The sequence below is a fragment of the Nocardiopsis rhodophaea genome (genome assembly GCF_039530945.1).
In the GTDB taxonomy this organism is placed as follows: Bacteria; Actinomycetota; Actinomycetes; order Streptosporangiales; family Streptosporangiaceae; genus Nocardiopsis_C; species Nocardiopsis_C rhodophaea.
Genome location: NZ_BAAAPC010000013.1, coordinates 180,581 through 192,465, shown reverse-complemented (window position 1 = coordinate 192,465; position 11,885 = coordinate 180,581). Strand labels below are relative to the sequence as shown.

General features: G+C 60.0%; 13 protein-coding genes and 3 pseudogenes. 6 read left to right on the top strand and 10 right to left on the bottom strand.

Annotated elements, in window-relative coordinates:
• Positions 1 to 127: 127 nt before the first annotated feature.
• The 3 genes from ABD259_RS16140 to ABD259_RS16130 form a co-directional block, all read right to left on the bottom strand.
• The gene (locus tag ABD259_RS16140; RefSeq protein WP_344163488.1) at positions 128 to 583 is read right to left on the bottom strand and encodes a hypothetical protein; all 456 of its coding nucleotides are present in this window, start codon (positions 581 to 583) and stop codon (positions 128 to 130) included.
• Complete coding sequence (locus tag ABD259_RS16135) at positions 583 to 942, bottom strand: hypothetical protein (RefSeq protein WP_344163484.1); 360 nt, start codon at positions 940 to 942, stop codon at positions 583 to 585. The genes ABD259_RS16140 and ABD259_RS16135 overlap by 1 nt, the downstream gene beginning before the upstream one ends.
• An 87-nt stretch (positions 943 to 1,029) precedes the next feature.
• A complete protein-coding gene (locus ABD259_RS16130; RefSeq protein WP_344163482.1) occupies positions 1,030 to 1,821 on the bottom strand; it encodes an ICP22 family protein in 792 nt (263 codons plus the stop codon).
• A 647-nt stretch (positions 1,822 to 2,468) separates the two neighbouring features.
• Between ABD259_RS16130 and ABD259_RS16125 the strand changes: the two genes are divergently transcribed.
• The 3 genes and pseudogenes from ABD259_RS16125 (at position 2,469) to ABD259_RS16120 (ending at position 4,286) form a co-directional block, all read left to right on the top strand.
• Positions 2,469 to 3,455 carry a polymorphic toxin-type HINT domain-containing protein gene (locus ABD259_RS16125; protein WP_344163480.1) on the top strand — a complete coding sequence of 329 codons (987 nt, stop codon included), beginning with the start codon at positions 2,469 to 2,471 and terminating at the stop codon, positions 3,453 to 3,455.
• A 37-nt stretch (positions 3,456 to 3,492) separates the two neighbouring features.
• A pseudogene (locus ABD259_RS25890) lies at positions 3,493 to 3,777 on the top strand (deaminase domain-containing protein); the annotation flags it as partial.
• Positions 3,774 to 4,286 carry an SMI1/KNR4 family protein gene (locus tag ABD259_RS16120; RefSeq protein WP_344163478.1) on the top strand — a complete coding sequence of 171 codons (513 nt, stop codon included), beginning with the start codon at positions 3,774 to 3,776 and terminating at the stop codon, positions 4,284 to 4,286. The pseudogene ABD259_RS25890 and the gene ABD259_RS16120, both read left to right, overlap by 4 nt.
• A gap of 232 nt (positions 4,287 to 4,518) precedes the next feature.
• Here ABD259_RS16120 and ABD259_RS16115 read toward each other — a convergent pair.
• Together ABD259_RS16115 and ABD259_RS25885 are read right to left on the bottom strand one after the other, a co-directional pair.
• Positions 4,519 to 4,686, bottom strand: a pseudogene (locus ABD259_RS16115) (DUF397 domain-containing protein); the annotation flags it as partial.
• A gap of 240 nt (positions 4,687 to 4,926) precedes the next feature.
• A complete protein-coding gene (locus tag ABD259_RS25885; RefSeq protein ID WP_425573535.1) occupies positions 4,927 to 5,004 on the bottom strand; it encodes a hypothetical protein in 78 nt (25 codons plus the stop codon).
• A gap of 384 nt (positions 5,005 to 5,388) precedes the next feature.
• Between ABD259_RS25885 and ABD259_RS16110 the strand changes: the two genes are divergently transcribed.
• Positions 5,389 to 6,906: a polymorphic toxin-type HINT domain-containing protein gene (locus ABD259_RS16110; RefSeq protein WP_344163476.1), complete on the top strand. Its 1,518-nt coding sequence runs from the start codon at positions 5,389 to 5,391 to the stop codon at positions 6,904 to 6,906.
• A gap of 32 nt (positions 6,907 to 6,938) precedes the next feature.
• Positions 6,939 to 7,514 carry a hypothetical protein gene (locus ABD259_RS16105; RefSeq protein WP_344163474.1) on the top strand — a complete coding sequence of 192 codons (576 nt, stop codon included), beginning with the start codon at positions 6,939 to 6,941 and terminating at the stop codon, positions 7,512 to 7,514.
• A gap of 181 nt (positions 7,515 to 7,695) precedes the next feature.
• Here the strand turns inward: ABD259_RS16105 and ABD259_RS16100 are convergent, their stop codons facing one another.
• The 3 genes from ABD259_RS16100 to ABD259_RS16090 all read right to left on the bottom strand — a co-directional run bounded on the left by ABD259_RS16100 (position 7,696) and on the right by ABD259_RS16090 (position 9,149).
• Positions 7,696 to 7,932: a hypothetical protein gene (locus ABD259_RS16100; protein ID WP_344163472.1), complete on the bottom strand. Its 237-nt coding sequence runs from the start codon at positions 7,930 to 7,932 to the stop codon at positions 7,696 to 7,698.
• 581 nt (positions 7,933 to 8,513) lie between these two features.
• Complete coding sequence (locus ABD259_RS16095; protein ID WP_344163470.1) at positions 8,514 to 8,954, bottom strand: hypothetical protein; 441 nt, start codon at positions 8,952 to 8,954, stop codon at positions 8,514 to 8,516.
• 18 nt (positions 8,955 to 8,972) lie between these two features.
• Complete coding sequence (locus ABD259_RS16090; RefSeq protein ID WP_344163467.1) at positions 8,973 to 9,149, bottom strand: hypothetical protein; 177 nt, start codon at positions 9,147 to 9,149, stop codon at positions 8,973 to 8,975.
• Positions 9,150 to 9,252: 103 nt separating this feature from the next.
• Here ABD259_RS16090 and ABD259_RS16085 point away from each other — a divergent pair, with 103 nt between their 5' ends.
• Positions 9,253 to 9,762: a transposase gene (locus ABD259_RS16085; RefSeq protein ID WP_425573533.1), complete on the top strand. Its 510-nt coding sequence runs from the start codon at positions 9,253 to 9,255 to the stop codon at positions 9,760 to 9,762.
• Positions 9,763 to 10,497: 735 nt separating this feature from the next.
• Here ABD259_RS16085 and ABD259_RS16080 read toward each other — a convergent pair.
• Both ABD259_RS16080 and ABD259_RS16075 read right to left on the bottom strand, forming a co-directional pair.
• Positions 10,498 to 10,720: pseudogene (locus tag ABD259_RS16080) on the bottom strand (IS701 family transposase); the annotation flags it as partial.
• A gap of 519 nt (positions 10,721 to 11,239) precedes the next feature.
• Positions 11,240 to 11,449, bottom strand: coding sequence for a hypothetical protein (locus ABD259_RS16075; RefSeq protein WP_344163462.1), 210 nt, complete (start codon positions 11,447 to 11,449; stop codon positions 11,240 to 11,242).
• Positions 11,450 to 11,885: the final 436 nt, after the last annotated feature.

Here is an 11,885-nt window from a genome sequence, read left to right as displayed (position 1 = left end):
GACATCCCGGGCCAGTGGATCCCGGCGCACCCCGCAGCGTCACGCGACGGCCCGTCCTCCACCGGCAGGGGACATAACGGGCGAAGTGCCGGACCGGTCAACAGCCGCACCCCCTGACGAATCGAGGTTAACTCTTCTCCCACTTGGCGGAGAGGTCGGAGCACGTGATCTTTATACGTCCGGAATGGAAAGCGATCTCGTGAGTGCAGCCTGAATCGTTGGGCAGTACCTCGTCCAACATGACGTCGCCTAAGCCCACAAGTCCGTCTGCCTTCTCGCATTCCACATCGAATGAGGTCACAGCCATGTAGGTGATGGTCAGCCCTGAGTCGTGCTTGAAGGGGTTGGGGGCAAAGTGGATCCGCAGGCTGGTGACTTTGTCATGCGGGATCTCGATTTGCGAAAGTTTCAGGTCCTTCACACAGCTGGACGAGTAGAAGTCGTAGTGCCCTGTGGCAGAGGAGTATGCACGCGCGCCGTCCGGGAGTTGAGGGAGCAGTCGCGGCAGCTGGTCAAGATACTCCTGCGGGTTCGTCCAGTAGGCCTGCCACTCATCACTCCAGTAGGCTTGCACGTACTGCACTAGCATCCTCCCCCGAGACGTGGACGCTTCCAATTATCGCCCTTGTTATCGGTGCCTTTTGGTCCGAGACGCCCCTGCTTGCGCATGGTCTCGATGGCCTTCCCCTTGAGTCGGTCCTCGATCTTCTTCGGGATGGAGACATCTTTACTGATGCCGTGCTTATTGAACCATCCCTCGCTGCCGAAGATCCCGTACTCCTTGCCCTTGTAGTAAACGTGGATCTCGAAGTCGGTGCCGTTGCCCATTGGGAAGACGTCGCGGCGGGCGGTGAAACCGTCACCAAGACCGATGTTGTCGTCGAGGCCTTTCTTGACCAGTACAAGGGGTTCGGTCTCACCGTTGTAAAAGCCGCCATGCACCTCGGTTCCCGAGACAGTACCAGAGGGGCCTATCTCGAGCTGCCTTGTATACAGCTCCCCCTCGCCTATGCAGAGCGGGATCCAAAGTTAGCTACCGGCTGCGGAAGGCACTGGGCACGTGCGTGTGACCCGGTTGTTGTCCGCACGCTTCTTCAGGTCATCCAGCGCTTTGCGCGCCTTCGCCAGACGTGTCGCAGCCGCAGCCTTCGCCGACCGCGCTCTGCGGAAGCGGTTCCAGAACTTGATGATCTCGGGAGCGCTCTTGAGGAGCTTAGCGCCTTTGCCCCAGGGAGTGAATCCAACGACGGTCCATATGCAGGCCATGATGTCACCTTCGGTGATGCAGGCCTTGGCGTCGTTGTAACCAATGATGTCGCCGACCAGCTCAATCAGTGAGTCGTAGATCTCGTCATAGCCGTTGCCCTCCTTATCACTGGCTGTCTCGGCAGCGTTGAGCTCATCATAGGCGTTGAGGAGGTCGTCGGCGTCCTCCTGGGTGTAGACGAGGACTTCCTTGCCATCGGTAGGTTCTTCCCCACCCTCCTTGTCTCCTTCCTGGACTTCAGTGTCTCCTTTTGTGCCGTCCTCGTTGCCTTTCTCATCTCCTTGGCCGTTGGGTGCCGTGGGGTTGGTGACAGGTGCGTCGGCCTCTGGAGTGCCGTCCGCGCTATCACCAGGATCCGTCGCGCTGGACGCGCCTTGTTTGTCGTCGCAATCCTCGCCGTCTGTGATGCGGCAGACGCCGGTGTCGTAGAGCGATTTGACCTCGGTCGGCAGGCCGAAGGCGAGGACGGCGGTGGCAACGACCGTGACCAACAGTACGACAGCTGCGTATTCGACACTGCTCAGTCTTCTGGCTGAAAGATGAGAAACGCTCAATCGAACTCTCTCGACTGAGCCCCTCACGACCTGCGCAAGATTCAGGGAATCGGCAAACTAGCCACGTAACATAACCACATCCGGCCACACCACGTGCAAGCAGGACATAGACCTTCTTGGGCCCAAAGCGTCGCCAATTGGGCCCCTGGACCCTTTCGGTGGGCCCAATAATCCCTATAGGGTGCCGAAGGCTTCCGCGGGGTGTCTCTGCCCCGATGTGCCCCGTATCAGCCATAAACAATGAAGAGGTCCGTTTGCGCTGGGTGTGGCGTGCCGAATCAGGTGGCTTCAAGGTCGAATACGCCGCAGTCGTACTGTTGGTGACAGTCGTCGTGACCGCCGTACTTTCCTTCGGCCTGCCAACCGAAGTCAAATCTCTCTACGACACCGGCGTCTGACGTATCGTCGGCGACGACGACTGCGACGACCCGCAGGGCGAGGGTACCGCTGCTGCACCCAACGACGGCGCCAAGGACACCCGAACGAGCCGAGAGTCGGGCATAGACCCCACGGCACAAGACAGGGGGTACGGGGAGGACGACGGCGACGACAGCGGGGGGTACGACCCCGAATTCGCCCAGACGCTCTACGAAGCCGACTCCGGACTCGTCGACGCCCAGAGCGAACTCGACAAAGCCAAGCAGGCCGTGAAGGACACCGACTACGACCAGCTCGGCGAGGACCTGCTGGAACTGGTCGGCGACATCATCGGCTACAACGACGCCCGCGACTGCCTTACCAAAGGCGACCTGATGGCCTGCCTATGGACCGTCGTCGGCTTCACCCCCTGGGGCAAAGGCGCGAAACTCGTCAAAGTCGCCCCCAAGATCCTCAAGCTTTGGAATCGCTGGCGCAAGGCCAAGAAAGTAGCGGACGCTGCTAAGAAGCGAGTCAACCAGGCGAGAAAGAAGCTTGAGGAAGCCAAGAAGAAGGCAGAGGAAGCCAAGAAGAAAGCAGGAGATATCCCTATCTTCTGTAATGGCGGGCGTAAGAAGAAGAACAGCTTTATACCAAGCACACCGGTCGTTCTCGGCGATGGATCACTGGTCGCTATCGAAGATATCCAGATTGGTGATGAGGTCTGGTCCTTAGACCCACAGACGGGTGAGGAAGGCCCCCGCCCTGTCACTGCAGTCATCGAGGGCGAGGGCGACAAGACACTTGTCGAGATCACCATCACCGACGACGCTGGCGCAACAGTGAGCGTCACCGCCACCGCAGAACACCCCTTCTGGGCACCAGAACTCGCTGAGTGGGTCGATGCCATCGACCTGAGGCCGGGCACGTGGTTGCGTACTTCCGCCGGTACGTGGGTACAGGTGTCAGCAGCAGAAGCCCGCACCGTCTCCGACCAACAGGTCCACAACCTCACTGTCGATGGGCTCCACACATACTACGTAGGCTCTGTCCTCAACAATGTTCTCACCCATAACGACGATGGTTGCTACGCCGGTGACGCAGCAGGGTCGAAGAAGGCCCGAGAAGACAAGAACATCGGCAAGAACAAAAATGTGGCGGTCGTCGACTACGAGCTCGATGGCGTAGGAAGTGGGCAAAAGATTGGTGTAAGCGGAAAAAAACCATTCGCCCAAGGGAACCTCACCCGTCCCGAACGACGGCGATCGAAAATTTAAAGCAAAATCAAAGGATGGAACACATTCTGCCCCATTTGACTCCGAAGCGAAAGCCCTGGAGGACCTTGCAAAAAATCTTCCCAAAGGCAGCAAAGGAAAGGTGTACATATACACAGAACGGCCGCCCTGTACTTCGTGCCAGAATGTAATCGATCAGTTCTCCAAAGAGTACCCCGATATCGATATCAGGGTCACATGGGGTAAGAATGGGCGGGTGTACATCGACACATCTAAAGGCTACGTCGACCCCGATGTTAGTAAGTACCAGGAATCAAAATGGGCCAACGATCAACTCCCTGACTTCATCAGAAAGAGAAAATGAGCAAGACGACGGCAAAACGAATCATAGACCAACTTCTCGGTCATGAGCTGATCCAAGAAATGGAAAACCTTTCCGAAATCATATTCACCAGTGATTTCGCAGAAGCCGCCCGAAGGGACTCGGAGTGTCCTCCCCCTGGAATGTATCTGGACTACTTAGAGGAAGTTTCTAAATTTGATGGCCCCTCGTACTTTCCCGTCATTCTGTCCCTTGGGGCCCATGAGGATGCTAATGAGACCGCCCAAGAGCTCTCTCAAGATTACCCAGAATTCACCACGTCGGATAAGTTCTTCTTTTCGGAGCACCAGGGGTATATTGTTTGGTATTTCAAGAAAACCGACCCTGCCGTCTATAGGTTTGGGGAGGATACTGAAATAGAGGAAAGGATTGCGAACTCATTCGAGGAATTCATTGAAGACATGATTGAATACGCAGTCAGGCACCGAGAGCGTATGCAAAGGTTCCATGAAAGAGTAAGCGAGCGGTACCGAAGGCGTCATCTCCAGTGAGGGAGGAGCTGACGCAGCCTAGCATGCCGCTACCCACAGGATCCGCTGGTCATGCTGGAGACGCCGCCACCCAGCACACCCCTGCAGTCAGAACCGTGGTGGCCAGTATGCGCTTCGGTCACCGACGGTCGCTTATACGCTGACAGAGATCCTGAACGAGTCTCGAAGTAGAGCGGACACCACTACAGGTCTCCGCCTGTTTACCAGGGCGATGGAGGATGGAGTAAGTGCCCTACCAGCCCTTACCCTCGGCCCACTTCAAGGCGCCGACGACGAGCCGACACTCCGAATAACCGAAGGAGAGGCGGCTCAGGGAAGGATTCTTGGAGTCTCGGAGGAGATGTCTAGAAGGGGTGTCGGCCACTTCGACGCCGGATCCGTGCTGATAGCTGTAGCTGGACTTCTTCCAGTGACGGGGGGATCATTCGTAGTCCTTGAAGATCGAACCGATGAGCTGGACCGACCCGCCGCGGCCGGGTACTGCCGCGTTGGGGTCGTTAAAGGATGTTTCGCACGTTTGGATCTCACGGGGCTTCTCGAGGTGCAATTCATCTGCAACCGTATCCATGTAGACAGTCTTGGTTCTGTCAGACAACTCGAAAGCCGTGAACCCCGTGATCGGCGCTGGATGCGCCCCGACCTAGTAGGGAATCACCCGAACCACCGCGTTCCCGGATCTGGCGACTCCAGGCAGATGGTCAAGTTGCGCACGCATCACAGCAGGCCCCCTACCTCGCGGTGAAGGACCGCTTCATCGAGGATCATCCGTACGCGGACCGCCTGACCACACTGGTCAAGATCTGTTGCTGCCGAAGACCAACCTCCACACGGCGGTCGATCTCCTCAGCGGCAAGTCTCTGGGGCCGCCCATGATGAAGGCACGGGCATAAGGCTCGATCTGAGCTGGCCCATGGATGACGCTGCCGTAGTCGGTGATCGCCGTAGCGTCGCTCTCAAGATCAGACGGTGTCCTTCTCGTAACATGGCTCGTCCAAATGGGGCCATGATTTGGGCCCGTGGGCCCTTCTTCTGTCTCGGGTCGGACCCCTAGGGTCCGTCCGTTGGGCAATTGAGGAACAAGTAACTCGTACAACGGACGCACATGTCGTGGCTGCCAGGAGGGCCGATGCGTTGGGTGTGGCGTGCTGAGACAGGCGCGTTCAAGGTAGAGTATGCGGCTCTGGTCATCCTGGTGGCAACGGTGGCCACAGCGGTTCTGGCGTTCGGGTTGCCTACGCAGACTAGAGCGTTTTATGAAAGCGCCCTGTGTCGGATTGGCAAGTCGGAGTACTGCGAAGAACTTGACCTTGCCGGCGATGGGGGGCGCTCTGACAGTCATTCGCCGGGGGGATCGAGTGATCCTGGTGAAGGTAGCCCTCCAGAGGCGCCGACTCCCGACGGAAGCAAGGCGAGCGAGGGCCCGCCTAACGATCCATCGGACGGGAGCGAGAGCTCTGATTCCGCTGATGCAGGGGATGAATCGGCTGACGACCAGACCGAACCAGCTGGGTACACGATAGCGAACCTCAACGAACTTTCGGATGCCGAGAGCGAGCTTAATGATGCCAAAGAGGAGCTGACGGGCGCACAGGGTGACACCGACGATCTCTATGATCAGTTGTTGGAGATCCTCGCTGACATTGTCGGTTTCACTGACGCCAAGGCTTGTGTAACCGAAGGCGACATCGCTGCCTGCTTGTGGACAATTATTGGATTCACGCCATGGGGTAAGGGTGCGAAGCTAGCGCGGAAACTCCCCAAGATCCTAGATGCCTGGAGAACTTGGCGTCGAACCCGGCGAGGAATTCAGAAAGCGAAGGATAAGGTCACTGACGCTCGTCAGGCTGTGAGAAAAGCTGGACGCGTTTGCAAGAGAAACAGTTTCGTTTCGGGAACCCCAGTGCTCCTCGGCGATGGAAAATACCTGCCCATCGAAAAAGTTAGAGTTGGTGAACGAGTTCTAGCTACGAATGCGGAAACTGGCGATTCCAGTGCTGCGTGGGTCACAGAGACGATTAGCACGACCGGTGTAAAAGAAGTCGTCGAAGTGTCAGTTCTTGGCCCGGATGGGGGCGAGGCCATTTCCGTTACTGAAGGCCACCTGTTCTTAAGCGATGGCAGGTGGACGACTGCATCTGACCTGCGTCCTGGAAGCATGTTGCGTCACCATTCCGGGGCCACCGTGTCAGTCTTGGCCATTGGGAAATACGTCACCCACGCCAGCGTTCATGACCTCACCGTCGAAGGGGTCCACACATACTATGTGGGAGAAGGTGGAGCCAGTGTACTCGTACATAACTCCGATGCGTGCCCTAATATCGATGTCCTAAAGCAAAATTCCCAAAAGCCAGCAAAGGGGCCAGGCAAGACTCAAGCGGGGCGTGCTTACCAGAAGCACCGGGACCGCGGCGAACTCGATGATGTTCCCAATTCGCAGCTCAAGGATGCTGGCCAAAATCTCATGGAGGAGATATTAAATAATCCGGATACCCAAGTCCTTGACGTGACTAGTGGAAATGCAAAAGGTGGCGTCCGGTTTGTCATGCCCCGTAGTGGCAAACGAGACATTGGCGTAACGTTCGACGCGCAGGGGAATCTTCTATACTTCGGGCTGTACTAGTTGGCATCCTACGGAAAGGCAGCGTCAGTCACGTGCTCAGGTTCGAACCGTGGATCTCGCAGGAGAATAACGCTGGCGCGCTGCCTGTGGCCCGCCTGCTTCTCGGCACCTCTCTTACCGGCATTCGTTACCTCTATGCCCACGACGACTTCTGGCCCCACGGTCACCGTCATGACGACATTCATGAAGTCGACATGGGCGTAGAGCTCGCTACGTCTGGGGGCACCCGTCTGGTTGTATCTTGGGCCATGGACGGACTTACCCAGGGCCTTGGGTGGAAGGTACTCCCGCCGGGGTGTGAGGATCCGCTGCCCGACTCCGTCGATGTTGGTGGAATGGAGCAGTGGCGCCCACTGCTTGGGCAGACCGTGATCCACGTGGGGCTCGCCACTCATGTGGCCGAAGACGGTTGTGCTCCCACGTACTGGTCGCTGCGCATCGGTTTCGATGGGGGCAGTGCTGCGGTGGTTGCGCTGGGAGAGGCTGACGAGGACGTCCACTACCAGCCCGACGCCTTGGTCGTTCTGTTCGACGAAGACACCGCACGGTGCTACATACCCGTGTCCAGTACCACATCAGCTTGGGGAGAACTCATTGTCTCCGCATAGCGTCGTTTTGACGCGATGCGGGCTGGCCGTAGTCAGCGCCGCTGTCCTGGGTGACCGCACTACGGCCGGCAGAGTTTCCCAGGGCTGTTTAGAGACTCCCGTCCACGGATTTGACCTGCGGTTATAGGGCGATCTGGGCACAGTAGGCCGCCTCGTACTCCACTGGGGAATATAGCCGAGCTCATTGTGGAGGTGGGAGTTGTTGCACCAGTCCACCCCACTCAGCGGTGGCCAGCTTGACCCCGCCAGGCCCCTTCCTCGGGCGGCGTCGCTTGATCAGCTCGGTCTTGTACAACCCCACCGCCGACTCCATCAGGGCTTTGCCGTAGGCATCCCCCACCGGCCCGATGGAGACGGCGATGCCTTCGGCGGTTAGGCGCGCGGTGATCAGGAACGAAGGTGTACTGCGATCCGGCATCTGACTGGTGCACCAGCTCGCCTGAGCGCACCAGGATGCCGGCCAGGTCACGCAGCCACAGCGCCGTCTCCAATGCCCAGAGCATCAGGGGGCTTCGCTTCGCGCAGGCCGCCGACCAGCCCACGATCGCCCGCACGTAGGTATCGACGACGAGCGCCACATAGACCGTGTTCGACCAGGTCACCACATGGGTGAGGCCCGCGACCCAGGTGCGGTTGGGCACGGGGCCACGAAGTCGTTGTCTTGGCTGTCCCAGGTCCCCAGTGACAGGAAGTCCCAGTCCTCGTGGTTTCGAGCACCCTGAGGAAGATCCGGGTACGGGGCCCGGCGAATCACGCATCAGTTGCAGCCGTGCATGAACCTCTGCATTGAACCAGGCCTGAGAGAGGTTCTGGCCGTCCCGAAGCCTCCGTATGAGTGAACGCACGGCCACTGCGCATCCTTCGAATGACCGACGCAGAGATCGTCGCCTCCCACCTCTGGGAAGATCTCTTTGACACTGTGGTTTCGATTTCAGCGTTAGTCCAAGTGGAACGCGGTGGTCACGACGTGAGGCCTCCTGTTCGTCCGGGCGGGATGGCTCAGGTTCGCTGGGTGGCGCTGTCGGTGCCTTCTTGGTATCGCTGCTGTTCCAGGTAGAAGATCCGAAGATCCTCGTACTCGCGCTCGATGAGCCCGATGTTGTGCTTCTCGGAGTGGACGATCTCGGGATATCCCCACCGGGCCGTGTCGGTGGTCTGGCGCTCCTCGGATCCCTCCTGAAGCGGGCTCACAAACGAAGCAAATTCCCAGTGGGAGGGCAGGTGTGGGTCGGTGACCTTGAACAGTGCCATGGGGTACCAGCCTGGCTTTCCGGTTTCATCGTTCAGTAGGACGTCCAGTGTGCCCCCGGCCAGCGTTATCCCGTAGACGGTGTAGAACTTGCCTAGCTGTAGGTCGAACACCGTCTGGGGAGCGCCGTACAGCTCGACCTGCTCATGCGGAAGATCGGTCCCCCTGGTGCCGACGCACTCGACGATCATGTCACCCTGTTCCTCACGTCACTTGATCTTGTAGGCGTCCACTTGTCCAGTCTTCGTAGGGTGCACGTAGTTGATCTCGACACCCTTCACGTTCTGGGTCATCTCCACCCAGCCGTCATCGCCATGCAACCGTGGGTCCGTCATCCTTGGCTTGTGGAGGGCCCCCTTCTCCGGACTGGACATCACTTCTTCCATGGCCACATGTTCTTTTAGGTTCTGCGGCGGGTCTGTCAATTTAACGGCTCTGTCCCTATTTCGGTGGTGACGTAGAGCAGCACTGTGCCACGCTCGGCCATGCGTGTGGTCAACGAGCTTGCCCGGATCGTGTTCTCGGGCCTGTCACCACGTGGGCAGTCTCAACCTGCTCTACAAGTACGTCAATCAGGGTCGCGCTGAGGCCGACCGGTCGGCCGTCTCGCCCCGGGCCTTCAGCGAACTTCTGCTGGCCAGGCCCCAGAGGCTCGCCGCCGAGCAGCGCCAGACCCTCACCGGTCTGATGGCGGCTTGCCCGGAGATGGACCGGCTCGCCGGGCATATCCGCAGCTTTGCCCGACTGCTGTCGCCCGCCCCGCGCAACGCCGAGATCCTCAGAGAGTGGATCACAGCCGTTCGCGAGGACGGCCTCCCCCACCTCCACGCCTTCACCCGCGGCCTTGACCAGGATCGCGACGCCGTTGAGTCGGCCGTGGCGTGCTCCTACCACAACGGGGGCACGGAAGGTGTGAACACGCGGTCGAAGCTGATCAAGGGGCAGATTTACGGGCGAGTAGGATTTCCTCTCCTCCATCACCGCATCCTCTTGGGATGACCTCACCGACCGTCACCACCGAAAGTGGGACAGAGCCGTTAAATTGACAGACCCCCAGGGAACGGATTGTCATCAGGGCTGAGAAGGCTGCACGCCGGATGTGCGTTGACCGGGTCTCCCTCGGGGCCATGAGGCCTGCCGGAATGACCTTCGCGTGCGTGGGAGCGGGTGGCCCGTGTGCACGGCGCCAGTCTGCAAAGCGTGATGGACTCGGACGGGTGTCCGCTGTTCATAAGTGATGGCGAGCCGGGGCCGGTGCACGACCTGACCGCCGCCCGCATCCATGTCCTGCCCGCCTTGTGCGCTGCGGTCGCCTAGTACTCCAGCAGGAGTTTGATTCCTGAACTGGGGAAACAACGAGCGGCGGGAATGGGGGGAGCAGATGCCGTCACGGGCGGCTCCTGCCCACCCGCCCCGCGATAGAGTGCCCCCCGACGGCGATAGCGATAGCTGTCAAACCGTTTGAGACAGGTCAGCTCGTATGTTCTCCCAGCCGGGGAGGGTGTGTGCGGCCGGCTAGTCCTGGGGCGGGTTGATATAGGCGGCATCGGGCAGCGGCGGGTCCCGCCTGGCGTCGTCGGCGCCAACGCGACCAGTCCAGCGTGTGCGTGTGGGCCCGGGGGGCGGGGAGCACGAGCTGCCAGGAGTTGCCGCGCTTCGGCCACGGTGAGCTCGATGGCCTCGACTTCCTCACCGGTACAGCCCCCCCTTTTCGCGCTTCTGGGAGGTCGTCGGTGCGAGGAGCGCGTGCGTGAGCATCGCGAGGGTGATGTGCCGGTGCCAGCCGACATAGCGGCGTACCTCGTAGTGGTCCGGGCCGCATTCGCTCTTGGCCGCCTGGAAGCACTCTTCGTATCGCCCACCGGGCGGCGACGCGCACCAGGTCGCCCACGCTGACATCCCCGGCGGCGTGGGCGAGGTAGGAGGGGATCTCATCGGGCCTGCTTACGCTGCGTCGGGCCGGCGCCTACGTCTGGTGCGCGAACGCTTGGTCCCTGCGGTTGAATTCCGCGACGGCGGGCAGTCGCACTGCGCTCCGGTCATCGACTCGCGGCCCTTTTGGCTGTCTGCTCGCACGAGCGGCGCTTCCACGCCTGTTAGGGGGCGTGGGCACCGCCAGTACGTAGCTGGCACCGGCGTTCTCCGGCGTTGTGGGCCCATTCGATGACGGCGCAGGCGGTGTCGTGGCCCGCGCTGGTCAGGGCTCACACACACAGGGCGAGCGGGCCGGGGAGGCTGGAGCGGCGTCCGCGCACGTCGCGGGGATCGTTGATAGTCGCCAGGTGGTCGATCAGATCACCGGTGGGGGAGAGCAGTTCGGTGGGATCGGTTGAGGCAACGTCACGGGCGGGGGGACGATGGAACAGCGGGCATGAGACCTTTGCGGATCGTGTTGTCTTGACAACTCCATGATCCACGGGTTCCGTGCCCGTTTTCTCATGTTCTGATTCGGTTATCGCAGGTCGAACCGGTCGGATCAGCGTCTTCTCGTGTGACCCGGACGAATCGCGAGAACTCCGGGGCGCTGCTTGCCCCACGGGGTGATACCAACGACGGTCCAGAGGCAGGCCATAAGGTCGCCCTTTATCAGGCAGTCTCTGGCATCGTTGTAGCCGACGAGGTCTAACAGCTCGTCCCACGTGTCGTCCGGCCCTGCGCCCGCGAGCTCCTGCTCAGCATCGACCATCTTTTGATCGGCTTGGAGGCGCGCTCGCGCTAGCTTGAGGTCATAGCCTTTGGTTTTCTCGTCCTCCCGAGGCTTGTCTCCACCCTCGCTGTGAGAGTCGTGGGGACGTTCGCTATCGCTGGGACCATCGTTTCTGCCGGCACCGTCTGTACCATCGGTTCAGCTGTCCTCATCGACGTTGTCCACGCGTGATACTCAACTCCCCCTGGTAAAAGATCGCGCGACCTGAGCTTCGTGGCGGGCCACTTGGTATCCGAGCTCGTGGAGCTGGATAACCAGCGGCCTAATCCCTTTGGCAAGCCACATCGAAGCAATCCTGGTGCCTTGGGTCTCAAGTGTCTGATTCTTGGGCCCCGAATTGGGTACGTGGGCTCTGTCGTGCCCGGGTCGGGCGTTTGTACGCTCCCGCGATGCCCCCATTCACAGTATTCCGGTC